A 22,023-nucleotide genomic window follows, 5' to 3' on the forward strand; every position below is an offset into this window, starting at 1 on the left:
GCCGACCAGGCGCTCGGAGATGCCCCAGAGCGCCCGGCCGAGCTCCTCGGAATGGCTCGAGGAGACCGGCTTCTGCACCACGGGCGGGCCGCCGATGCTCCAGCGCGGGCCCCAGTACTGGCCGCCCTGGGCATCCGGGTCCAGCGCGGCGCGCACGGCCGGCCAGGCGCCCTTGTCCTTGCCACCGCCGACCACGAACAGCAGTTTGGCGCGGGCACGCTCCGCGACGGTGGGCTCGATGACTCCCGGACGCGCGGGGCTGTTACCGTCCTGGGCGCCACCCGGATGCGCGACGAGCGCGGTCACGGAGCTCGCGGAGGCGCGCAGCCGGCGATCGAGCTCGAAGCCGAACGCCTGCGTCGCGTGCTTGGACTGCGCATACGCGGAGAAGCCGGAGTATTTGCGCGTGCTCTGCAGGTCGTCGAGGTCGATCGGGCGCAGCCTCGTGGCGGCGCTGCCCATGGTGACCACCCTGCTGCCCGGGGTGTTCCGCAGCAGCGGATAGAGCAGCGCGGTCAGCAGGAAGTGCCCGAGGTGGTTGGTGCCGAACATGAGCTCGTTGCCGTCGACCGTCTCCTGCCTCTCCCTGCTCGGCATCACGGCTCCGGCATTCTCGATGAGGGCGTCGATGCGACCGAGGGAACCGAGCTCGGCGGCGCCCGCGCGCACGGTCTCGTAGGATGACAGATCGAGCGTCGCCGAGGTGATGCTCGCGCCGGGAACCACGGTGCAGATCGACGCGATCGCGGCATCCGCCTTCCTGGGGGTGCGGGCCGCGATGACGACGGTCCCGCCCGCCGCGGCGAGTTGCTCGCTGATGAAGTAACCGATGCCCGCGTTGCCGCCGGTGACGACGAAGGTCTTGCCCGTCTGGTCGGGAAGACGGCGAGGATCCCAGCCCATCAGAGCTGCGTCTCGATGGTGCCGGTGTTCGCGATCTGCTCGTGCTGGTGGATGACCTCGGCGATGATGAAGTTCAGGAACTTCTCGCCGAACGCCGGATCGAGATGGGACTCTGTGGCTAGCGCCCTCAGCCGCGCGATCTGCTCGCGTTCGCGGGCCGGATCCGCAGGCGGAAGGCCGCTGGCGGCCTTGAGCCGCCCCACCTTCTGAGTGAACTTGAACCTCTCCGCGAGCAGGTGCACCAGCGCGGCATCGACGTTGTCGATGCTCTGTCGGAGGGCGAGGAGCCTGGCCGTGGGGTCTGCGTCGTCTGCCATAGGACGAGGCTAGCGTGGGTGCGGCCCGAAGGACCGCACCCACGTGATCGAGCGACCGAGGTTACCGGGGTCAGTCGACGAGCGTGAGGGTGACCTCGATGTTGCCACGGGTCGCGTTGGAGTACGGGCAGACCTGATGGGCGGCGTCCGCGAGTTCCTGACGACGTTCCGCGGGAGCATTGGGCGTGTAGATGTCGAGCTCCACGGCGAGGCCGTAGCCGCCCTGACCGTTCGGGCCGATGCTCACGCTCGAGGACACCTGCGAGTCCTTCGTGTCGACGCCGAGCGATTTGCCGACGGCGTGGATGGCGCTGAGGAAGCAGGCGGCATAACCGGCCGCGAAGAGCTGCTCCGGGTTGGTGCCCTCGCCGGACCCGCCCATCTCCTTGGGCGGTCGGGTGTCGAAGTCGAGACGGTCATCCTCTGAGCGGACGTGGCCATCGCGACCGCCTCCGGTTGCGTGGGCGATTGCGGTGTAGATGGTTTCCATTAGCTCAGCCGACCACCACAGGCTGAACGTTTGCTCAACGCGCGGAGCCGTGCTGGGCCGCTCGAGACGGATCGGATTCGACGCCGGTCAGCCCCGCGAGCGGAACAGCACCGGCCTGTCCCGGAAGCGCAGCAGTCGTTCCTCGAGCCCCGCCTTCACCCGCGGCCAGTCGTCGACGATGACCGAGAAGACCGCCGTGTCCCGCCAGGTCCCGTCGGCGCGGAGCCGGTCCCGCCGCAGGATTCCCTCGAACTCCGCCCCGATGCCCGCGATGGCCGCCCGCGAGCGCGCGTTCGCCGCATCCGCCTGGATCCGGATCCGACCGAAGCCATGCTCGAAGGCGAGCCCCAACATCAGCAGCTTGGTCTCGGGGTTCACCGCCGTCCCCCACACCCGGGGATCATAGGCGGTCCAGCCCAGGTGCGCCGCCTCGTGCTGCGGCTCGAACTCGGCGAGCGTGGATGTCCCCACCAACTGCCCGTCGTGCGGGCCGCCGCGGAGGAAGACCGCGTAGGGGTTGCCGCTCTCCCACGGGTAATACCTCTCGGCGAAGGCCGCGAACCCCGCCTCGGTGTCGGTGTAGCCGGCAGGCCCACCGCCGTAGCCGCCCGCGAAGACGATCGGATGCCCGATGGCCGCGAACAGGGCGGGCAGCAGGTCGCGACGAAGCGGTTCGAGGCGGACGAAGGATCCCTCGATCGAGCCGGGAACGGGACGGGACGCGGTCATCCCCCCAGTCTGGCAGTGCGGGGCTCTGGCAGCTCGGGGCTCGACGGTTCGGGCCGCCGGTCGCGGTCAGCCGAGCAGGTCGTGCCTGACCACGATGGCCTCCCGACCGGGGCCGACGCCGATCGCGGAGATCCGGGACCCGCTCAGCGCCTCGAGGGCGAGCACGTAGTCGCGGGCGTTCTTCGGCAGGTCCTCGAAGGTGCGCGCTCCGGTGATGTCCTCGGACCAGCCGGGGAACTCCTCGTAGACGGGCACGGCATGGTGAAAGTCGGACTGGGAGACCGGCACCTCTTCGACGCGGACGCCGTCGACCTCGTAGGCGACGCAGACCGGGATCGTCGTGAGCCCCGTGAGTACGTCGAGCTTGGTCAGCACGAAGTCGGTGACGCCGTTGACCCTCGCGGAGTAGCGCGCGACGGGCGCGTCGTACCAGCCGGTGCGACGCGGCCGACCGGTGGTGGTGCCGAATTCGAAGCCCTTCGAGCGCAGGTACTCGCCGGAGTCGTCGAACAGCTCGGTCGGGAACGGCCCGGCGCCGACCCTCGTCGTGTACGCCTTGACCACGGCGATGACCCGCTCGATGCGGTTCGGGGCGACCCCGGACCCGGTCGCGGCCCCGCCGCTCGTGGCGTTGGACGAGGTGACGAAGGGATAGGTGCCGTGGTCGACGTCGAGCATGGTCGCCTGACCACCCTCGAAGAGCACGGTCTTCCCCGCCTCGAGCGCCTTGTTGAGCACCAGGCCGGTGTCGGCGACCATGGGCCGGAGGCGCTCCGCATACGACAGCAGGTCGCTCACGATCTCCTCGACGCCGATCGCCCTGCGGTTGTAGACCTTCACCAGCAGGTGGTTCTTCTGCTCGAGGGCGCCCTCCACCTTCTGCCGGAGGATGTTCTCGTCGAAGATGTCCTGGATGCGGATGCCCACCCGGTTGATCTTGTCGGCGTACGCCGGGCCGATTCCGCGTCCGGTGGTGCCGATCTGCCGCTTACCGAGAAAGCGCTCGGTGACCCGGTCGACGGTGCGGTGGTACTGGGTGATGATGTGCGCGTTGGCGCTCACCAGCAGGTTCGAGACGTCGACTCCTCGCGCGGTGAGCGCCTCGAGCTCGTCGAAGAGCACCTCGATATCGACGACGACCCCGTTGGCGATCACGGGCACCACGCCGTCGGTCAGGATGCCGGAGGGCAGCAGGTGCAGGGCGTACTTCTCGCTGCCGATCACCACCGTGTGACCGGCGTTGTTGCCGCCGTTGAACTTGACGACGTAGTCGACACGACTGCCGAGCAGATCGGTCGCCTTGCCCTTACCCTCGTCGCCCCATTGGGCACCGATCAACACGATTGCAGGCATGGCTTATCCCTTCGAAGTGGGTGGGGATTACACCCCATCCTACCGAGATCTCCGCCGAACCGGGGGCGAGTGACCCGGTATCTTGCACAATGCTGTGCAAGATATTAGGATGGGGTCACGTGACTACGACCTCCCCATCGCGTGCCCCGCGGCGCGACGCCGCCGAGAATCGTGCCGCGTTGCTCTCCGCGGCGAAGGTAGTCCTCAACCGGGACCCGTCCGCCCCGCTCGAGGCCATCGCGGCCGAGGCGGGCCTCAGCCGCCGCTCGGTCTACGGCCATTTCGCTACGAGAGACGACCTGCTGCTCGAGCTCGTGATGTCCGGCACCCGGCGCATCGCCGACGCGCTGGCCCGGGTGACCCATCCCGACCCGCTGACCAGGCTTGCGCTCATCGCGACGAACCTCTGGCGTGAGGTCGAGAGCGTGCGGGTCATGGCGGTCGTCGCCATCCGGGGACCGCTCGCCGCCCATACCGCCGCGGCGCTCGATCCCATCCGGATGAGCGTCCGCGAGGCGATCCGCGACGGGCAGGCCGGCGGCACCATGCGGCAGGACATCTCGGCCGAACGGCTCGCCCGGCTGGTCGAGCACTCCGCCCTCGGGGTGCTCGAGGAGTCCGCCGGACATCCGCTCGGCGTCCGCGAGGGTCACCAGCTGGTCATGCTCATGGCCCTCGGCGCCGTCGGACTCGGCTGGCACGACGCGGAACGATTCATCACCGGACAACCGGAACTGCAATGGAAGGACGGCGAATGATGCAGATCTCATTCGAGGAGGCGGCCATCGGGCACGGCCTCGAGGCGGAGGTCCCTCCGCTCACCATGACGATCGAGAGCGGTGTCCCCGTGGCGATCGCGGTCGAGACGGATGAACGGCCGCTGCTGGTCTCCATGATGCTCGGCGGGCGCATCCATCCCGACGCCGGCCGCATCCTGGTCGACGGACGCGAGGACCTCGACGAGCTGCGGCGCAGGACCGCGCTCGTCGACACCCCCTTCGTCTCCGAGGCGAACGCCGGCACTGCACTGCGGGTCATCGTGGCGGAGGAGTTCGCCTTCGCCTCGATGCCGACCGCCACCCGTTTCGTGCGCAGATTCCTCGCCCAGCACCAGCTGAAGGACTACACGAACCTGCCGTTGCGCGCCCTGCCCCCGGTCAAGCGCATCGAGCTGTTCAGCGAGCTGGCCGTCCTGCGGCCCGGCGTGGAGGGCATCGTCGTCACGGCGCCCGAGCGCCACGGCGGCTCGCCCTCCGATTGGTACGGGTCGCTCGCGGCGATCGCGAACCGCGGCCTGACGGTCGCCATCGTCACCAACGTGGCCACCGCACGCGCGCTGCTCGCCCTCGGCGCCCTCCCTCCCCTCGCGGCAGACACCGTCGCCGCCGGCGACTCCGCCGCCTCCAGCTCCCCCATCGAAGGCTGAACGTCATGACCGTCATCCCCCTCGTCCGCGCCGAGTTCGCGCGACTCACCTCCAGCCGCATGGGACTGATCTCCCTCATCGCCCTCATGACGGTGCCGCTCTTCTACGGCGGGCTCTACCTGTGGGGCAACCAGGACCCGTACAGCAAGCTCGACAAGATCCCGGCCGCCCTCGTCGTCTCCGACACCGGAGCGGCCGTCGACGGCAAGACCGTCAACTACGGCCGCGATGCGGCCAAGACCCTGCTCAAGGGCGACGACTTCGAATGGACCGAGGTGTCCGCCGCCACGGCGGCCAAGGGCGTCAAGAACGGCGACTACGACTTCGCGCTGAGCTTCCCCGCCGACTTCTCCACCCGGCTCGCGTCGGCATCCGGCGACGACCCCTCCGCGGCCAGACTCAAACTGACCACCGACGACACCAACAGCTACCTCAGCACCACGATCGCCGAGAAGGCCGCGGAATCGGTGCGGGTCGAGATCGCCAAGGAGGTCGGGGCCACCGCGTCGATCAGGCTCCTGGACGCCGTGAGCTCGATCCGTGGCGGGCTCATCACCGCGCAGGACGGCGCCGGGAAGCTGGCCGACGGTGCGGCGACCGCCGCCACCGGCGCGAGCTCGCTGGCCGCGGGCACGACGACGCTCTCCTCCGGGGCCACAAGCCTCGCGAGCGGGCTGGCCAAGCTGGATGCGCAGACCAAGGCCCTGCCGTCGAGCGCGGCACAGCTGAGCTCCGGGGCGTCGACGCTGGCGAGCAAGCTCGCAACGGCGTCGAACCAGACGCCCGCCCTAGTCACGTCCACCGGACAGGCCGCGCAACTCGCCGCGGCCGTGAAGGCCGAGCTCGCCGCCTATCCCGATCCCCTGCTGCAGCAGCAGCTGGCGGGCCTGGCGGCCCTGACGAGCGGCGTCTCGTCCTCGGTCACCGGCACCGTCGCACCCGGTCTCAGCGCCGCGGCCGCGGGGGCCTCCCAACTCGCCGCCGGCGCATCCACCCTCAACTCCTCCGCACCGGCGCTCGCCTCCGCGGTGCACTCGGCCGCGACGGGAGCCGCGTCGCTCGAGGCCGGGGCCTCCCAGGCGGCGAGCGGGGCATCCGATCTCTCCGCCGGGGTCGACCAGCTCGCCTCCGGATCGAAGACCCTCGGCGACTCCCTCGGCGACGCGGTCAAGCAGCTGCCGAAGACCTCGGCGGGCGAACGCAAGACGGCCGCGAACCTCATCGCGAATCCGCTCTCCGTCGACCACACGGCGATCACCGAGGCGCAGAACTACGGAGCGGGGCTCGCGCCGTTCTTCATGAGCCTCGCCTCGTGGATCGGCATCTACGCGCTGTTCCTCCTGGTGCGGCCGCTGTCGCGGCGGGCCCTCACCGCGGTGCGCAAGCCCATCCGCACCACCCTCGCCGGCTGGTTCACCCCCGCCGTGCTCGGCATCGTGCAGATGATCGCGCTCTTCGCCATCGTCACGCTCGCCCTGCACATGAGCGTCGCCAATCCCGTCGGGCTGCTCTTCTTCCTGGCCTTCGTCGCGGTCACCTTCGCCGCCATCGTGCTCGCCCTCAACGTGATCCTCGGCAGCGTCGGCCAGTTCCTCGCGCTCATCTTCATGGTCATCCAGCTCGTCACGGCGGGCGGAACGTTCCCCTGGCAGACGCTGCCGGGCGCGCTCGCGGTCGTGCACCGGATCCTGCCGATGAGTCACGCGGTCGACGGCATCCGTCAGCTCATGTACGGCGGCCTGAGCGCCGGCGTGTGGTCGGCCATCTGGCCACTGCTCGCCTGGCTGGTCGGGTCGCTGCTGGTCGCCGTGCTCGGCGCGCTCAGACAGGGGCGGTTCCGCACCCTGCGCGAGCTGCGGCCGTCGCCGATTGGGGCGTAGCCGGTCCGCCGGGTGCCAGGGGCTCGGTTCAGAACCGGGCGTGCTGGCGGATCCAGGCGTGCATCGCCACCGCCGCGGCGGCGGAGGCGTTGATGCTCCGGGTGCTCCCGAACTGACTGATCTCGACGACGGAGTCCGCGGCCGCGAGCGCCTCGGGACTGAGGCCGGGGCCCTCCTGGCCGAACAGGAGCACACAGCGCTCGGGGAAGTCGAAGGTCTCGATGATCACCGACCCGGGGACGTTGTCGATCGCGATGATGGGGAGTGCCGCCTGCCCGGCCCAGGCGGTGAACTCCGCCACGTCGGGGTGATACATCACGTGCTGATAGCGGTCGGTGACCATGGCGCCGCGCTTGTTCCAGCGCTTGCGCCCGATGATGTGCACGGTGTCGGCCGCGAAGGCGTTCGCGGAACGCACGATCGAGCCGATGTTCATGTCGTGCTGCCAGTTCTCGATCGCGACGTGGAACGGATGCCTGCGCCGGTCGAGATCGGCGACGATCGCGTCCATGCGCCAGTACCGGTACCGGTCGATCACGTTGCGGGTGTCACCGTGCTCGAGCAGCTCCGGGTCGTAGAAGTCCTCGGTCGGCGGCTCGCCCTGCCACGGGCCGAGGCCATGGGTGGTGAGCTCGTGGCTGTCGTTGGTCTTGTCATCCGGCACGTGTCGAGGCTAGCCCGATGTCGGTGGCTGGGTGTTGAGTCGGCTCATGGAGGACCTCACCACGACGCAGCTCTCGGGCGATTCGAGAACCGGCTATGCCGTGCTCGCCGACAGCATCGGCGACCTCGTCGACACCGTGGCCTCGGTCGATCGTTCCATGGCCGCGATGGCGGCGGTCCGTGCCCGGCTCATCGACCGCGCGAGGGAGTGGAGCGAATTCCGGGCCGCCGTCGCCGAGCCGCGGTCCTCTTCCAGGGTCGGCTGGGATCCGGCGACCGTCGCGCGGCGAGAGCTCGTCACCGAGCTCGCCTGCGCCTTGCGGCTGCCCGAGCGCACGACCGAGAATCTCATCGCCGAAAGCAGGGCCCTGCTCCACGATCTGCCCGCGACCTACTCCGCGCTCTCCGACGGTGAGATCGGTTATCGGCACGCGCGGATCGTGATCGACCACGCCGATTCCCTTCCGGAGGAGGCCCGTTCCTCGTTCGAACGGGCCGCTCTCCCCTTCGCTCGCACGCTCACGGCCGCGAAGTTCGACCGCAAGGCACGGCTGTTGCGCGAGCGTGCGCATCCCGAGACGATCGAGCAACGGCACGCCGCCTCCCTGGAGGACCGCGAGGTCACCGTGCAGTCGGCCCGCGACGGCATGGCCTGGTTGAACGCCTACCTCCCCGCCGTCGAGGCCCACGCGATCGTCGCCCGGCTGACGGAGGTCGCGCTGGGCCTGCGCGGCCAGGGCGAACCGCGGACGCTCACCCAGCTCCGCACCGACGTCCTCTCCGATCTGCTCATCAACGGCGTCGTCGACGAGCCGGAGGAGGTGGTGGACGATGCACCGCCCGTCGATCCCGGGCATCCCACCGATCGCACGCATCCCGTCGGCCGCAGCCATCCGGCCGCGCACGCCCGGGGCATCCGGGCGCGGGTGCTGATCACCGTTCCGGTGCTGCGGCTTCTCGGCCAGAGCGACGAGCCGGCGACGCTCGAGGGCCACGGACCGATCGACATCGACACCGCCCGCAGGCTGACCGCGGGCGCGCCGAGCCTCACACGCATTCTGACCCACCCGGAAACGGGCGCGGTGCTCTCGGTGGGGCGCGATCGCTATCGGGTTCCGCAGGACCTGCGCGATTGGTTACGGCTGCGCGACGAGACCTGTCGCGCGGTGGGCTGCTCTCGCCCGGCCAGCGGATGCGACATCGATCACACCGTCGACTGGCAGTACGGGGGAGGCACCGCCTACGACAATCTGGCGTTCCTCTGCGAGAAACATCACAATCAGAAGCACCACACCGGCTGGGCGGTCACTCAGGTCGGGGGCGGGGTCCTGGAATGGGTGTCGCCGAGCGGGCGCAGCTACCGCACCGAGCCGGCCGGCCGCATCCGCCCATCCCCGTAGCCCGCGGCGACCAGCCGAGCCTCGCTACGATGGCCACATGGATAATCGCAGCGAAATCGAGTGCTGGCTGACCGACATGGACGGCGTTCTCGTGCACGAGAACCGCCCGCTGCCCGGTGCCGCCGAGCTTTTGCAGCAGTGGCGCGACCAGGGAAAACCGTACCTGGTGCTCACCAACAACTCGATCTTCACCCCGCGGGATCTGAGCGCGCGGCTCCGGGCCTCCGGGCTCGAGGTCCCGGAGGAGTTCCTCTGGACCTCCGCCCTGGCCACCGCGGACTTCCTCAAGTCGCAGATGCCGGGCGGCTCCGCCTTCGTGATCGGCGAGGCGGGCATCACCACGGCGCTGCACGAGGCCGGTTTCGTCATGACCGAGACCAACCCCGACTATGTCGTCGTCGGCGAGACGCGCAACTACTCATTCGACGCCATCACCAAGGCGATCCGCCTGATCGGCGACGGCGCCAGGTTCATCGTGACCAACCCGGACGCGACCGGGCCGAGCGCGGACGGCCCGCTGCCCGCCACCGGAGCGATCGCCGCCCTCATCAGCAAGGCGACCGGCAGGGAGCCGTACATCGTCGGCAAGCCGAACCCGATGATGTTCCGCTCGGCGATGAACAAGATCGGCGCCCACTCGGAGAACACCGGGATGATCGGCGACCGTATGGACACCGACATCGTCGCGGGCATCGAGGCCGGCCTGCACACCATCCTCGTACTGACCGGCATCAGCGATCAGGCGGAGATCAACAAGTACCCATTCCGTCCCGACGAGATCCTCAAGGGCGTCTACGAACTGCTCGAGACGGAGCCGATCGAGTCCGACGTCTGACCGAGTCCGACGTCTGACCGAGCCCGACATCTGACCGAGCCCGACATCTGATCGAATCGGCTCTCGGCGCGAATGGGCCCTCCGAACGACCGGCGGACGCTAGCCCGCGGGATGCGCCGCCGCGACGCTGCCCGTGATCGGCTGCCCCGATGACCGGCTCACGAAACAGAAGTAGTCGTGATATCCGGAGGCCCACTCCTTCTCCGTGGCCGCGTAGGCGGCCTGGAACTGGATGTCGCTGTAGGCCCCCGCGGCGGAGAAGTCGATCACCGACGGCGCGCTGCAGAGCAGGTTGATCTGAGTCTGCAGGGCCTCGACGCCGGGGTAGGCGGTGGCCCCCGTGCTGTCGGGGAAGGTCCCACGGAACACCATCTGGGCCGGATGCGCGGCCGCGCAGTCCACGACGGTGAACTTTTCCGCCCACGGCGACTGGTACGGGTCGAGACATTCGCCGCCGCGCAGGTCCCCCCAGGCGTGCTGCCCGACCGCGGCCGGTCCGGCCGTCACGGGAGTCTGCGACGGCGTGGGGGTCGGTGTCGCGGATGCGGCTGGAGTCGTCGAGACCGCGACGACCGGGGACGAGTCGGACGGCCCGGCAAGCTTCGTCCCCACGAGGAAGAGCACGGCGAGGGCGAGCACACCGACGACGACGCCCGCCACCCAGAGCAGCACCCGCTGATTCCTCGGCAGAGGAGTACCCGTTTCGCGGCGGGAGCGCTCACGAGGGGGTTCACGGTCGCTCCCGCCGTTTTTCCCGCCGGAATCGGGCCACTCGGCCCGCTCGGCGGCCTCCCCGGCAAGGGGCGCGAAGAACAGCGACTCGATGGCGGAGTCGGCGGCGGGCTCGGCGGGAGCGGGCGGCCGGGAGGGAACGACGGGCGCCGCCGGAGCGGCTGAGGCCTCTGGCGCGAACGGCCACGCGGCCGTAGGGGGCTCCGGCGCGACGGGAAGCTCCGGCGCGGCGGCCGAGACCGCCGGCATGGCCACGGTCTCCGGCAGGTCGGGAACCGGCGGTTCGGGAACGGATGGTTCAGGAATGAATGGGTCGGGAACGGGCGGTTCCGGAATGGATGGGTCGGGAACGAACGGGTCGGGAACGGACGGTTCCGGAAGGGCGTCGACCGGGGCCGGTGTGGCCGCGGGTTCCGGGGCCGGTGTGGCCGCGGGTTTCGGGGTCGGAGGCTCCGACGGGGATCCGGTGGGTCTCAGCCCCCAGACGAAGCCGGCGGAGGCTGGAGTCGTGGCGGCCGGCGGGATCGGCTCGACGGGAGGCGGTTCCACGGGTGGCGGCGAAGCCGGCTGCTCGACGGGTGACGGCGGGACCGGCTGCTCGGCAGACGGCGGAACCGGCGCGACGGGGAGCGGGGCCGACGGTTCGGACAGGGGGGCGGGCGGTTCGGCGGCGGAAGTCTCCGGCACAGAAGGCTCCGGCACCGAAGGCTCCGGCACGGATGGCTCGGCGCGAGCCGCGCTCCTGCGGGCGATGTCGTCGAAGAACGAGACCAGCGGATTGGTGAGCTTCGGCACGATCGGCGGCCGTGGCTCCCGAGGCTCCTCGGATTCCGGCTCGACGACGCCGTCGGCATCCTCGGCCTTGTCGGCATCCTGGAACTGCCTCGCCAGCCACTCGCTGGGATCGACGTCCCTGTCGTCCCTGTCGTCGGTGCCGTCCGTCATCGCGACAGCCCGAGATCGGCCAGACCGATGGCCGCGAAATACGGGTAGCCGGCGGCCTCGATCGCCTCACGCGCGCCCGTGTCCCGGTCGACGACGACGGCGACCGCCGCGATCTCCGCGCCCACCTTCTCCAGCGCCGCGATCGCGGCGAGCGGCGAGCCACCCGTGGTGGAGGTGTCCTCCAGCACGATGACCCGCTTGCCGGCGAGGTCGGGGCCCTCGACCTGACGCCCGCGACCGTGGTCCTTCGGCTCCTTGCGCACGACGAAGGCGTCGTAGGCGAGGCCGCGAGCGGCACCCTGGTGCAGGATGGCCGCGGCGATCGGGTCCGCGCCCATGGTCATCCCACCGACGGCGCTCACGTCCGGCACGCCGGCGATGAGGTCGAGCATCACCTGACCGATACGGGGGGCGACCCGATGGTCGAGGCTCACCTTCCGCAGGTCGACGTAGTAGCTCGCCTTCCTGCCGCTGGTCAGCGTGAAGTCGCCGTGGAACACGGCCCCTGAGGAGATGTCGTCGATGAGTTGCTGGCGCACGTCGGTCACGGGTCTCACTTTAGCGGCGCGGGCAACCGGACGCCGCGGGCGGCGCCGGGCGCAGAATCCCGGAGGCAGCTATTAGCGTTGTGACATGCGCATCGCGACCTGGAACGTGAACTCCATCCGCACGAGAGTCGGACGGGTCGTCGACTGGCTCGTCCGCGAAGACGTCGACGTGCTGGCCATGCAGGAGATCAAGTGCACCGAGAGCCAGTTCCCCTACGGGCCCTTCGAGGAGGCCGGCTACGAGGTACAGCTACACGGCCTGAACCAGTGGAACGGCGTGGCCTTCGCCAGCCGGCTGCCGATGGACGAGGTGACCACCGGCTTCCCCTCCGCCCCCGGCTTCGGCAAGGCGGGCGCGGACGGCATCCTCCCCCTCGAGGCGCGGGCGATGGCCGTCACGGTGAACGAGGTGCGGTTGTGGAGCCTCTACGTGCCGAACGGACGGATGCTCGACGATCCCCATTACGTCTACAAGCTGGAGTGGCTGGCCGGCCTCGCGAATGACACGGAAGGATGGCTGCGGGAGCACCTCGCGCAGCCCCTCGCCCTCATGGGGGACTGGAACATCGCCCCGCTGGACAGCGACGTCTGGCCGACCTGGCCCTTCGGCACGAGCACCCACACCTCCACACCGGAACGGGCGGCCTTCGCGCGGTTCGAGGCGATCGGCCTCACGGACGTCGTCCGCGAGCGGATCCCGGAGGGCTTCACCTTCTGGGACTATCAGCAGCTGCGGTTCCCCCGCAACGAGGGGATGCGGATCGACTTCATCATGGGATCCCCGGCCTTCGCCTCGCTGGTGACGGATGCCAGCATCCACCGCGAGGAGCGCAAGGGCGACGGACCGAGCGACCACGTGCCCGTGCTCGTCGACCTCGATGTCGACACCGGCATGGACGATGACAGGCCGATGATCTTCTGACCCGACCTGGCGGTCCGATGACGACCGCCCGCGCCGACTAAAATCGAGCGGATGAGCGACGCGCAAGCGCACGATGACTTCTCGCCGGATGACGAGCCAGTCGACGCCGGGCCGAGCCCGGGCAAGACGACCCCCGCTCAGCCGGACACTCCCGCGTCGAGCGTTGTCGTCACCACCGTCTTCGAGCAGATCCTCCGCGAGATCCATCAAGGAACCCTCCTTCCCGGCGAGCGCATCAGCGACTCGGAGCTGGCCGCCCAGCTGGGCGTCTCGCGGACCCCGGTGCGGGAGGCGCTGCAGCGCCTGCGCGAGATCGGGCTCGTCGAGGCCTCGCCCAATCGATTCACGCGCGTCGCGATCATCAGCCCTCGACAGACCGCCAATGCCATGGTCGTCTGGCTCGCCCTGTACGAGGCCCTCGTGAGGGAAGTCGTGGCCACGGCGCCCGCGGACGTGGCCACCGCGATGAGCGCCGACCACCACAACTTCCTCGAGCAGGTCGGCCGGCTGAACATGCAGGGCGTCGCGACGGCCAACGCAGAGTTCTTCGACCATCTGGTGCGGCTGTCCACGAATCCCACCCTGCAGCGGGCCATCACCTCCGTGGTGCACCTCATCCGGCTCGGCAGCCTGCATCTGCCCGACTACATCGACTTCGCGACCCTCGCCGAATCGCAGGCACTGCTCCTCGCGGCCGTCCGCGATCGCGACAGCGCCGCGGGTCTCGGCGCCCTCCGCCGGCTCAGTCGCCTCGAGGTCCCCATCGAGCGCTCGGAGCACTAGCCCCGAAGAGGGGACAGGTGTCCCCTTTTATGAGGACCGATATACCGGTATGTTCATACCCGAGCATTCGCCTCTCACCCGGGCGAAAAAGCGGACCGGTCTACCCGAAGGGCCGGTCCGCCGCTCACTTCCCTCCTGTTCTCTGCCGAGGTTTGCCGGCCGCCGCGGACACCGGAGACGAACGGGTCCGCGGATGCGCGAAACTGGTGGGATGACACGACTGCACGATCCCGAGTACCGTAGCTTCGCCTCCGACAACTACTCCGGTGCGCATCCGGAGGTCCTTGCCGCGATCGCCGAGGCCAACGGCGGCCACCAGGCCGCCTACGGGGCGGATGCGTACACGAGCAGGCTGCAGGAGGTCGTCAAGCAGCACTTCGGCGAGGCGGCCGAGGCCTTTCCCGTGTTCAACGGCACCGGGGCGAACGTCACCGCGTTGACCGCGCTGATGCCGCGGTGGGGCGCCGTGATCACGGCGAACACCGCTCACATCAACACCGACGAGGGCGGTGCCCCGGAACGCGTCAGCGGACTCAAACTCCTGACGGTCCCGACCCCGGACGGGAAGCTGACCCCTGAGCTCATCGACCGAGAGGCCTGGGGGTGGGGGGACGCGCATCGTGTGCAGCCGCTCGCCGTCAGCATCACCCAGACCACCGAGCTCGGCACCCTGTACTCCGCCGAGGAGATCCGGGCCATCTCCGACCACGCGCACTCCCTCGGCATGAGGGTGCACATGGACGGAGCGCGCATCTCCAACGCTGCGGCGGCGCTCGGGAGCGGACTGCGGGAGTTCACGACGGATGCGGGGGTCGACATCCTGAGCTTCGGCGGTACCAAGAACGGCCTGCTCTACGGCGAGGCGGTCGTCGTGCTCGACCCCGCGGCGGCCGAGGGCCTGCCCTATCTGCGCAAGCTGAGCATGCAGCTCGCAAGTAAAATGCGATTCGTCAGCGCCCAGCTCATCGCCCTGCTCAGTGACGACCTGTGGCTCGTCTCCGCCAGGCACTCGAACGCCATGGCGGCCCGGCTACGGACCGCGCTCGAGCGGCAGATCGAATCCGGAAAGATCTCCGGGCTGCGTTTCAGCCAACCCACTCAGTCCAACGCGGTCTTCGCCGCCCTGGACAACGCGGCCGCCGATCGCATCCGGGAGCGGGTCCGCTTCTACGACTGGAGCCGGCAGACCGGCGAGGTGCGCTGGATGACCGCCTTCGACACGACGGAGGACGACGTCGACCGCTTCGTCGCCGTGATCACCGAGGAACTCAGCTGAGCTCAGCGGCCGTCGTCGCGGCGACGAGCTTCTCCGCCCGGTCGAGCCGCGGAGAGCCGGCGACGAACCAGTAACCGAGGCCGGCGAGCAGAGCGCCGCCGACGAGGTTGCCGAGGCCGACCCAGAGCAGGTTGCGCCCGAAGAGCGCCCAGGTCGCACCGTCGTAGCCGGAGAACAGGCCGATCGAGTAGGTGGTCATGTTCGCGACCACGTGCTCGAAGCCGGACGCGATGAACGCCAGCAGCGCCCAGAAGATCACCGCGAGCTTCGGGCCGTCCGCGGTCAGCCGTGCGCACATCCAGATGGCCAGGCAGACGAGGAAGTTACAGAGCACCGCCCGGAAGAACATCTCCGTGGGCGTCTCGATGGACTTGGACTTCAGCATGCTCGTGAGCATCGCGCCCGCGGGAGCGTTGGACTCGAGAACGCCGGACATCGAGACGAGCCAGCCGAACAGCATGGCACCGAGAATGTTCGCCACGAAGGTGAAGACCAGCGTGCCGAATGCCGGCCACAGCCGAACCGCGCGCAGGGCGACCCCCTGGGTCAGGGTCATCATCGACGAGGTCGACAGCTCGCCCCCCGCGAAGACCACGAGCGTCAGCGCGACGCCAAACACCAGGCCGCTGACCAGCTTCACCCACGGGGAGCCGACGGCGAGCATCGGGCCGGCGGTGGAGACCATGAGCACCACGGCCACCCCCACGAAGGCGCCGGCGAGCATGGCCGAGACCGTGAACCTCAGGGGCTGGTGGGCGCCGTGGATCTTATGCTGAGCGGCGTCGGCCTGGACATGCATCGTTTCGGTGAGGGAAAGCACCCGTCAACGCTAGTTGCCGCGATGCGGCCGCCCAGGGACTTAAGTACCGCCTCTCGTCAGCCGCGCCGGATGCTCAGCCCGTCGCCCTCAGGGTCGAGATCGACCATCACGGTGTCACCGTCGCGGATGTCTCCGCGCAGGAGGGCCATGGCGAGCCTGTCGTCGATCTCGTGCTGCATGAGGCGGCGGAGCGGGCGGGCGCCGTAGATCGGGTCGTATCCGCGCTCGGCCAGCCAGCTGCGGGCATCCGGCGTCACCGCAAGCTCCAGCCGCCGGTCCTCGAGCCGCCTGGCCAGCCGGTCGATGTAGAGCTCCACGATCTGAGCGAGGTCGTCGGTGGACAGCGCCGAGAAGATGACGATGTCGTCGAGCCGGTTGATGAACTCCGGCTTGAACGCCTGCCGCACCATGAGGTTCACGGCCTCCTCCTTCGCGTCCTGGCTGAGGGCGGGGTCGACGAGGTACTGACTGCCGAGATTCGAGGTGAGGATGAGGATGACGTTGCGGAAGTCGACGGTCCGGCCCTGTCCATCCGTGAGCCGGCCATCGTCGAGCACCTGGAGCAGCACGTCGAAGACGTCGGAATGCGCCTTCTCCACCTCGTCGAGCAGCACCACGGAGTACGGGCGTCGGCGGACGGCCTCGGTGAGCTGACCGCCCTGCTCGTACCCGATGTACCCGGGAGGCGCCCCGAGCAGCCTGGCGACGGAATGGCGCTCCCCGTACTCGCTCATGTCGATGCGGATCATGGCCTTCTCGTCGTCGAAGAGGAACTCGGCGAGCGCCTTGGCCAGCTCCGTCTTCCCCACGCCGGTCGGCCCGAGGAAGAGGAAGGAGCCGGTCGGCCGGTCCGCGTCGGCGATCCCGGCCCGCGAACGGCGCACGGCGTCGGCGACGGCGTGCACGGCCCGCTTCTGCCCGACGAGCCGCTTGCCGAGCTCGGCCTCGAGGGCCAGCAGTTTCTCGGTCTCGCCCTGCATGAGGCGGCCGAGGGGGATGCCCGTCCACATCGCGATGACCGCGGCGATGTCCTCGGCGGTCACCTGATCGTTGACCATCATCGGGGTGTCCGCCTCGGTCTTCTCGGCCTCGGCCAGCTCGCGTTCGATCACCGGGATCTCGCCGTACAGCAGCCGGGAGGCGCGCTCGAGGTTGCCCTCTCGCTGGGCGCGCTCCGCCTGCATCCGCAACGCGTCGAGCTTCTCCTTCAGCTCGCCGACCCGGTTGAGCGCCGAACGCTCCTTCTCCCAGCGCGCCTGGAGCCCGGCGAGCTCCTCGCTCTTCGCGGTCAGGTCGGCGCGGAGCTTCTCCAGTCGCTGCTTGCTCGCGTCGTCCTTCTCCTTCTTGAGGGCCAGCTCCTCGAGCTTGAGCCGGTCGACGCTCCGCCGGAGCTCGTCGATCTCGACCGGGGCGGAGTCGATCTCCATCCGCAGCCGGGAGGCCGCCTCGTCGATGAGGTCGATCGCCTTGTCCGGCAGCTGCCTGCCGGTGATGTACCGGTTGCTCAGGCTCGCCGCCGCCACGAGCGCGGTGTCGGCGATGGCCACCTTGTGGTGGGCCTCGTACCGCTCCTTGAGACCGCGCAGGATGGCGACGGTGTCCTCGACGCTCGGCTCGCCGACGAAGACCTGCTGGAAGCGCCGCTCGAGCGCGGCATCCTTCTCGATGTACTCGCGGTACTCGTCGAGGGTGGTCGCGCCGATGAGGCGCAGCTCGCCCCGGGCGAGCATGGGCTTGAGCATGTTGGATGCCGCGACGGATCCCTCCCCGCCGCCGGCGCCCATGAGGGTGTGCAGCTCGTCGATGAAGGTGATCACCTCGCCGTTCGAGTCGTTGATCTCCCCCAGCACGGCCTTGAGGCGTTCCTCGAACTCACCGCGGTACTTGGCTCCGGCGACGAGCGCCGCGAGATCGAGCGAGACCAGTCGCTTGTTCTTGAGCGAATCCGCGACGTCCCCCGCGACGATGCGCTGCGCCAGTCCCTCGACGACAGCGGTCTTGCCGACACCCGGCTCACCGATGAGCACAGGGTTGTTCTTCGTGCGACGGGTCAGCACCTGGCTGATCCGGCGGATCTCCGCATCGCGCCCGATGACGGGGTCGAGCTTGCCGGTGCGGGCGATCGCCGTGAGATCGACCCCGTACTTCTCGAGGGCAGACTTCTGCTCCTCATCGGTGGCGGGCGCCCCCTGCAGATTGGCCATTCGAGTTCCTTTCCTCCACAAACCTGGGTCTCAAACTTGAGTCGACCCAACTCAAGTTTACAACGCGTGCCGACGTGAGTCCATCGAGGTCGGCTCGCTCAGGGCGAACGACGGGACGCGGTGACGGTGAACTTGGTGTTGCGGGTCACCTCGCGGGTCTCCCCGACGATCCGGTGCAGCGCGCTCCGGTAGCCGAGGTGCGAGTTGTAGACGGTCCACAGCTCGCCACCGGGGCGCAGCACCCTCGCCGCCTCGGCGAACAGCCCCTCCGCGATCCCGGAGTGGACCGTCGACCCGACGTGGAAGGGAGGGTTGAGCACGATCAGATCCGCCGTGCCGGCCGGCTGCGCGCTCAGCCCGGCATCCCGCACCACCGCGACCCGGTCGCTCAGCCCGTTCGCCGCCATGGTGGCGGTGGCGGATGCGACGGCCGCCCAGGACACGTCGCTCGCGATCACCGAGGCCGCCGGCCTGGCCGTTGCGAGGGCGGCCGCGAGGATGCCCGTTCCGCAGCCGAGATCGACGATGGATGCGGCATCCACCCTGGCTCCGCCGAGCACCGAGAGCAGCAGCCGGGTGCCGATGTCGAGCCTGCCGCCCGCGAAGACGGCTCCGTGGGCGACGACCCAGAGGCCGAGCTCCTCGTTGTACTCGCGAACCGGATAGGCCCGGTCGCGGGCAAGGGGCGTACGAGCGACGAACACGCGGGACTTCTGCCGGGCGAGCGAGACCTCGAGGCCGGCGAACGACCGGCGGAGCACGTCGTTCATCGCGGGGCTGAGGTGCTTGATGCGACCACCCGCGTAGACGACGACGGACGGATCGGCGAAACGCGCGATCGCCCCCGCCCATTCGTCGAGTTCGGCGAGGCTGCGCGACAGCTGCATGAGCACCACCGTGGCGCCGGCGAGCACCGCCTCCCCCAGCGGCAGGCTGGTCACCGGGGTCCCGGCCGCGTTCGCCGACAGCGCCAGCTCCCCCAGCAGCGAGTCCTGAAAGGTGCGGACACCGGATGCGCCGAGCCGGGCCGCCCCCAGCGTGAGCGCGCCATAACGGTCGCCGAGCACAACGAGGCGACCGGGCGACGAGGCGGCGATGTCCGCCGCGGCCTCGTCGAGGATCAGCCGATCGCTCGCGTCCACGGCGAAGAGGTTGTCCGCCTCGACGTCGGGGCGACGGCGCAGGCGGGAGAGATCGAGGTCAGCCACCGGAGAACGGCCGCCACACGACGACCTGGGTGTTGCGGCGGACGCGGGTGCCCGCCTTGATCGAGACGACGTCGCCGGCCTCGTCGGCCGCGAACACCCGGCGGCCCGGCCGGGCCACCAGCTCGTCGGCGAGCGCGTGTTCGAGCTCGCGGACGCGGGAGACCAGCTCGGCCACCTGGTTCTCCAGCTGGAGGACCCGGCGGATGCCCTCGAGGCTGACCCCCTCGGCGCTCAGCCGGGAGATCTCCCGCAGCTGCTCGATGTCGCGCATCGAGTACCGCCTGGACTGCCCCGCGGTGCGCTTCGGACTCACCAGCTCGAGGCGGTCGTACTGGCGCAGGGTCTGCGGGTGCATTCCCGTCAGCTCGGCCGCGATCGCGATCGCGAAAACCGGATCCGTCGGCTCCACGGTCATCCCCTCGCCTTGGCCAGCAGCTCGGCTCTGGGGTTCTCGTCCGGCTGCAGGGCGGCGAACTTCTCCAGCGCCGCACGCGCGTCCGCGCTGAGATGGGCGGGGACCGCCACCTGCACGGTGGCGAGCAGATCGCCGACGCCCTTGGACGTCGTCACCCCGCGCCCCTTGACCCGCAGCACCCGGCCGCTCGGCGTGCCGGGCGCGACCTTCAGCTTGACCGGCTCGCCGCCGAGGGTCGGAACCTCGATCGTCGCGCCGAGGGTCGCCTCCGTGAAGGTGACCGGGACGTCCACCCGGAGGTTGAGCCCGTCGCGGTCGAACACCGGATGCTTGCGCACCGACACCGTCAACGTCAGGTCGCCTGGCGCCCCGCCGTCCGGGCTCGGCTCTCCCTTGCCCTTGAGGCGGATCTTCTGCCCGTCCTTGACACCCGCGGGGATCTTGACGCTGATCGGCTTGCCGTCGGCCGGCTGCAGCCTGACCGTGTCGCCCTGGATGGCGGTGAGGAAGTCGAGGGTGGTGGTCGCGGTCAGATCGCGGCCCTTGGTCGGGCCGCCCGCGCCGCGGAAGCCGCCGCTGGACTGGCCGAAGCCGCCCCCGCCGAAGAGGCCGCCGAAGATGTCCTCGAAACCGGCGTTGCCGCCGGTCGAATAGCCGCGCTGGTTGCCCTGGCCGAACATCCCGCCGAAGACGTCGTCGAAGCCACCCGCCTGGCCGGGACCGCCTGCGGTGAACCGGGCACGGCCGGGACCCATAGCCCGCATCTGGTCGTACTCCTTGCGCTGCTCCGGGTCGGAGAGCACCGCGTTGGCCTCGCTGATCTCCTTGAACTTGGCCTCGGCGGCGGCGTCCCCCGGATTGGAGTCCGGGTGATACGTGCGGGCGAGCTTGCGGTAGGTCTTCTTGAGGTCGGCCTGTGAGACGTCCTTGGAAACACCGAGCACGGCGTAGAAGTCCTTGTCGAACCAGTCCTGACTGGCCACAGGCGCCTCCTTTCTCTCTTTGTCAATCGTCCTGAAACTCACGTGCCGGTCGGACTCGGGGGGACGAGTCCGACCGGCACGGTGTCCGTCTGCCTATTCTGAGGTTCCTGGCTATTCCGCCGGCACGGAGACGGCGACCTTGGCGGGGCGGAGCAGCCGCTCCCCCAGCAGATAGCCAGGGGCGACCACGTCGGCGACGGTGTTCACCGTCACGTCGGGGGTCGGCAGCTGCACGAGCGCCTCGTGCAGGTGGGGATCGAAGACATCCCCCTTCGCCCCGATGGGGGTCAGCCCGAACTTCTCCAGGCTCGCCCGCAGCTTCTGGGCGATCACCGACATCGGTCCTTCGGCAAGGTCGCCGTGCGCCTCCGCCAGGGCGAGGTCATCCAGTACCGGCAGCAGCGCCTTGACGACCTCGGCGATGTTCAGCTCGCGGTTGGCCTCCCGGTCGCGCTCGACGCGCTTGCGGTAGTTGGCGAACTCGGCCTGCACGCGCTTGAGATCCCCGAGGATCTCGACCGCCGGGTCGACGGTGCTGTCGGAAGCGTCGTCCGCCGTCGCGTCCCCGGACTCGCCCCCGGCCAGGAAGGCCAGGTCCTCGTCACTGAACGACGTCTCGACGTCCGGGCCCTCGGCGGAGACCAGCTCCTCCTCGGGTTCGCCCTCGTCCCCGATTGGGGTCTTGTCGTCGGTCATCTCTTACTTCTTGTCTTCGTCGTCGTCCACGACCTCGGCGTCGACGATGTCCTCGTCGTCGGCCGGGGCCTCCGGCTGCGCACCGTCCGCGGTCTCGGCGGAGGCCGACGCCGCCTGCTCCTGCGAGTAGATGGCCTGACCCAGCTTCTGCTGGCTCTCGGTCAGCGTGTCGAACGCGGTCTTGACGGCCGCGTCGTCGTCGCCGGCCAACGCGCTCTTCAGGGCGTCGACATCGGCCTGGACCTCGGACTTGACGTCCTCCGGCAGCTTGTCGGCGTTGTCCTTGATGAGCTTGTCGGTCGAGTAGGCGAGCTGCTCCGCGATGTTGCGGGTCTCGGCCGCCTCACGACGGGCCTTGTCCTCCGCGGCATGCTCCTCTGCCTCGCGGACCATGCGCTCGATGTCGTCCTTCGACAGGCTCGAGCCTCCCGTGATCGTCATCGACTGCTCCTTGCCGGTGCCCTTGTCCTTGGCGGACACGTGCACGATGCCGTT

General features: G+C 69.6%; 23 protein-coding genes. 8 read left to right on the forward strand and 15 right to left on the reverse strand.

Annotated features, from left to right (window positions below; all coding sequences use genetic code 11):
* From VGC18_RS03620 to VGC18_RS03640, 5 genes are all read right to left on the reverse strand, one after another.
* The coding region (locus VGC18_RS03620; protein WP_331094315.1) for an SDR family NAD(P)-dependent oxidoreductase at window positions 1-903 on the reverse strand (903 nt) is incomplete at its 3' end.
* On the reverse strand, window positions 903-1,220 hold the full coding sequence (locus VGC18_RS03625) for a chorismate mutase (RefSeq protein ID WP_331094317.1): 318 nt from the start codon (window positions 1,218-1,220) through the stop codon (window positions 903-905). The genes VGC18_RS03620 and VGC18_RS03625, both read right to left, overlap by 1 nt.
* 70 nt (window positions 1,221-1,290) lie before the next feature.
* Window positions 1,291-1,710 carry an organic hydroperoxide resistance protein gene (locus VGC18_RS03630; RefSeq protein WP_331094319.1) on the reverse strand — a complete coding sequence of 140 codons (420 nt, stop codon included), beginning with the start codon at window positions 1,708-1,710 and terminating at the stop codon, window positions 1,291-1,293.
* Window positions 1,711-1,797: 87 nt separating this feature from the next.
* Window positions 1,798-2,439 (reverse strand): GNAT family protein, encoded by a 642-nt coding sequence (locus VGC18_RS03635; protein ID WP_331094321.1) that lies wholly within the window; start codon window positions 2,437-2,439, stop codon window positions 1,798-1,800.
* Window positions 2,440-2,505: 66 nt separating this feature from the next.
* Window positions 2,506-3,792 (reverse strand): adenylosuccinate synthase, encoded by a 1,287-nt coding sequence (locus tag VGC18_RS03640; protein ID WP_331094323.1) that lies wholly within the window; start codon window positions 3,790-3,792, stop codon window positions 2,506-2,508.
* Between the two features lie 119 nt (window positions 3,793-3,911).
* Between VGC18_RS03640 and VGC18_RS03645 the strand changes: the two genes are divergently transcribed.
* From VGC18_RS03645 to VGC18_RS03655, 3 genes are read left to right on the forward strand one after another with little or no spacing between them, the layout of a single operon-like run.
* Window positions 3,912-4,550 carry a TetR/AcrR family transcriptional regulator gene (locus VGC18_RS03645; RefSeq protein WP_331094324.1) on the forward strand — a complete coding sequence of 213 codons (639 nt, stop codon included), beginning with the start codon at window positions 3,912-3,914 and terminating at the stop codon, window positions 4,548-4,550.
* Window positions 4,547-5,218: a hypothetical protein gene (locus VGC18_RS03650; RefSeq protein ID WP_331094326.1), complete on the forward strand. Its 672-nt coding sequence runs from the start codon at window positions 4,547-4,549 to the stop codon at window positions 5,216-5,218. Before VGC18_RS03645 ends, VGC18_RS03650 begins: the two co-directional genes overlap by 4 nt.
* A gap of 5 nt (window positions 5,219-5,223) precedes the next feature.
* Window positions 5,224-7,098: a YhgE/Pip family protein gene (locus VGC18_RS03655; protein WP_331094328.1), complete on the forward strand. Its 1,875-nt coding sequence runs from the start codon at window positions 5,224-5,226 to the stop codon at window positions 7,096-7,098.
* Window positions 7,099-7,126: 28 nt separating this feature from the next.
* Here the strand turns inward: VGC18_RS03655 and VGC18_RS03660 are convergent, their stop codons facing one another.
* Window positions 7,127-7,762: a TrmH family RNA methyltransferase gene (locus tag VGC18_RS03660; protein ID WP_331094330.1), complete on the reverse strand. Its 636-nt coding sequence runs from the start codon at window positions 7,760-7,762 to the stop codon at window positions 7,127-7,129.
* 46 nt (window positions 7,763-7,808) lie between these two features.
* On the opposite strand from VGC18_RS03660, the gene VGC18_RS03665 reads away from it, so the two are divergent.
* Together VGC18_RS03665 and VGC18_RS03670 are read left to right on the forward strand one after the other, a co-directional pair.
* Window positions 7,809-9,161, forward strand: coding sequence for an HNH endonuclease signature motif containing protein (locus tag VGC18_RS03665; RefSeq protein ID WP_331094332.1), 1,353 nt, complete (start codon window positions 7,809-7,811; stop codon window positions 9,159-9,161).
* Between the two features lie 37 nt (window positions 9,162-9,198).
* Window positions 9,199-9,996, forward strand: coding sequence for an HAD-IIA family hydrolase (locus tag VGC18_RS03670; RefSeq protein WP_331094334.1), 798 nt, complete (start codon window positions 9,199-9,201; stop codon window positions 9,994-9,996).
* A 99-nt stretch (window positions 9,997-10,095) separates the two neighbouring features.
* On the opposite strand, the gene VGC18_RS03675 is transcribed toward VGC18_RS03670, so the two are convergent.
* Window positions 10,096-11,673, reverse strand: coding sequence for a hypothetical protein (locus VGC18_RS03675; RefSeq protein WP_331094335.1), 1,578 nt, complete (start codon window positions 11,671-11,673; stop codon window positions 10,096-10,098).
* Entirely contained in the window at window positions 11,670-12,221 is a 552-nt protein-coding gene (gene pyrE, locus VGC18_RS03680) for an orotate phosphoribosyltransferase (RefSeq protein WP_331094337.1), read from the reverse strand. Before pyrE ends, VGC18_RS03675 begins: the two co-directional genes overlap by 4 nt.
* A gap of 85 nt (window positions 12,222-12,306) precedes the next feature.
* Here pyrE and VGC18_RS03685 point away from each other — a divergent pair, with 85 nt between their 5' ends.
* The 3 genes from VGC18_RS03685 to VGC18_RS03695 all read left to right on the forward strand — a co-directional run bounded on the left by VGC18_RS03685 (window position 12,307) and on the right by VGC18_RS03695 (window position 15,202).
* Window positions 12,307-13,143, forward strand: a complete 837-nt coding sequence (locus VGC18_RS03685; protein WP_331094339.1) for an exodeoxyribonuclease III — start codon at window positions 12,307-12,309, stop codon at window positions 13,141-13,143.
* Between the two features lie 51 nt (window positions 13,144-13,194).
* Window positions 13,195-13,926: a GntR family transcriptional regulator gene (locus VGC18_RS03690; protein ID WP_331094341.1), complete on the forward strand. Its 732-nt coding sequence runs from the start codon at window positions 13,195-13,197 to the stop codon at window positions 13,924-13,926.
* A gap of 211 nt (window positions 13,927-14,137) precedes the next feature.
* Complete coding sequence (locus VGC18_RS03695) at window positions 14,138-15,202, forward strand: low specificity L-threonine aldolase (RefSeq protein ID WP_331094343.1); 1,065 nt, start codon at window positions 14,138-14,140, stop codon at window positions 15,200-15,202.
* Here VGC18_RS03695 and VGC18_RS03700 read toward each other — a convergent pair.
* The 7 genes from VGC18_RS03700 to VGC18_RS03730 all read right to left on the reverse strand — a co-directional run.
* Entirely contained in the window at window positions 15,195-16,022 is an 828-nt protein-coding gene (locus VGC18_RS03700; RefSeq protein WP_331094345.1) for a formate/nitrite transporter family protein, read from the reverse strand. The genes VGC18_RS03695 and VGC18_RS03700 overlap by 8 nt on opposite strands.
* A 56-nt stretch (window positions 16,023-16,078) precedes the next feature.
* Window positions 16,079-18,226 carry an ATP-dependent Clp protease ATP-binding subunit gene (locus VGC18_RS03705; RefSeq protein ID WP_331094347.1) on the reverse strand — a complete coding sequence of 716 codons (2,148 nt, stop codon included), beginning with the start codon at window positions 18,224-18,226 and terminating at the stop codon, window positions 16,079-16,081.
* Window positions 18,227-18,324: 98 nt separating this feature from the next.
* Window positions 18,325-19,434, reverse strand: a complete 1,110-nt coding sequence (locus VGC18_RS03710) for a class I SAM-dependent methyltransferase (RefSeq protein ID WP_331094349.1) — start codon at window positions 19,432-19,434, stop codon at window positions 18,325-18,327.
* Window positions 19,427-19,849, reverse strand: a complete 423-nt coding sequence (locus VGC18_RS03715; RefSeq protein ID WP_331094351.1) for a heat shock protein transcriptional repressor HspR — start codon at window positions 19,847-19,849, stop codon at window positions 19,427-19,429. The genes VGC18_RS03710 and VGC18_RS03715 overlap by 8 nt, the downstream gene beginning before the upstream one ends.
* Window positions 19,846-20,832: a DnaJ C-terminal domain-containing protein gene (locus VGC18_RS03720; RefSeq protein WP_331094353.1), complete on the reverse strand. Its 987-nt coding sequence runs from the start codon at window positions 20,830-20,832 to the stop codon at window positions 19,846-19,848. The genes VGC18_RS03715 and VGC18_RS03720 overlap by 4 nt, the downstream gene beginning before the upstream one ends.
* A gap of 111 nt (window positions 20,833-20,943) precedes the next feature.
* Window positions 20,944-21,528 carry a nucleotide exchange factor GrpE gene (locus VGC18_RS03725; RefSeq protein WP_331094355.1) on the reverse strand — a complete coding sequence of 195 codons (585 nt, stop codon included), beginning with the start codon at window positions 21,526-21,528 and terminating at the stop codon, window positions 20,944-20,946.
* 3 nt (window positions 21,529-21,531) lie between these two features.
* Window positions 21,532-22,023 (reverse strand): Hsp70 family protein (locus VGC18_RS03730; RefSeq protein ID WP_331094357.1); only part of this gene is annotated, 492 nt, incomplete at its 5' end.

It is taken from the genome of Lacisediminihabitans sp. (genome assembly GCF_036404185.1).
Lineage (GTDB): Bacteria > Actinomycetota > Actinomycetes > Actinomycetales > Microbacteriaceae > Lacisediminihabitans.

What these genes read in the sequence shown, in the direction of transcription:
- VGC18_RS03685 (WP_331094339.1), top strand. Translation starts at nt 12,307, where the DNA reads ATGCGCATCGCGACCTGGAACGTGAACTCCATCCGCACGAGAGTCGGA.
- VGC18_RS03725 (WP_331094355.1), bottom strand. Translation starts at nt 21,528, where the DNA reads ATGACCGACGACAAGACCCCAATCGGGGACGAGGGCGAACCCGAGGAG.
- VGC18_RS03640 (WP_331094323.1), bottom strand. Translation starts at nt 3,792, where the DNA reads ATGCCTGCAATCGTGTTGATCGGTGCCCAATGGGGCGACGAGGGTAAG.
- VGC18_RS03675 (WP_331094335.1), bottom strand. Translation starts at nt 11,673, where the DNA reads ATGACGGACGGCACCGACGACAGGGACGACAGGGACGTCGATCCCAGC.
- VGC18_RS03705 (WP_331094347.1), bottom strand. Translation starts at nt 18,226, where the DNA reads ATGGCCAATCTGCAGGGGGCGCCCGCCACCGATGAGGAGCAGAAGTCT.
- VGC18_RS03655 (WP_331094328.1), top strand. Translation starts at nt 5,224, where the DNA reads ATGACCGTCATCCCCCTCGTCCGCGCCGAGTTCGCGCGACTCACCTCC.
- VGC18_RS03650 (WP_331094326.1), top strand. Translation starts at nt 4,547, where the DNA reads ATGATGCAGATCTCATTCGAGGAGGCGGCCATCGGGCACGGCCTCGAG.
- VGC18_RS03695 (WP_331094343.1), top strand. Translation starts at nt 14,138, where the DNA reads ATGACACGACTGCACGATCCCGAGTACCGTAGCTTCGCCTCCGACAAC.
- VGC18_RS03715 (WP_331094351.1), bottom strand. Translation starts at nt 19,849, where the DNA reads ATGACCGTGGAGCCGACGGATCCGGTTTTCGCGATCGCGATCGCGGCC.
- VGC18_RS03665 (WP_331094332.1), top strand. Translation starts at nt 7,809, where the DNA reads ATGGAGGACCTCACCACGACGCAGCTCTCGGGCGATTCGAGAACCGGC.
- VGC18_RS03635 (WP_331094321.1), bottom strand. Translation starts at nt 2,439, where the DNA reads ATGACCGCGTCCCGTCCCGTTCCCGGCTCGATCGAGGGATCCTTCGTC.
- VGC18_RS03690 (WP_331094341.1), top strand. Translation starts at nt 13,195, where the DNA reads ATGAGCGACGCGCAAGCGCACGATGACTTCTCGCCGGATGACGAGCCA.
- VGC18_RS03625 (WP_331094317.1), bottom strand. Translation starts at nt 1,220, where the DNA reads ATGGCAGACGACGCAGACCCCACGGCCAGGCTCCTCGCCCTCCGACAG.
- VGC18_RS03630 (WP_331094319.1), bottom strand. Translation starts at nt 1,710, where the DNA reads ATGGAAACCATCTACACCGCAATCGCCCACGCAACCGGAGGCGGTCGC.
- VGC18_RS03670 (WP_331094334.1), top strand. Translation starts at nt 9,199, where the DNA reads ATGGATAATCGCAGCGAAATCGAGTGCTGGCTGACCGACATGGACGGC.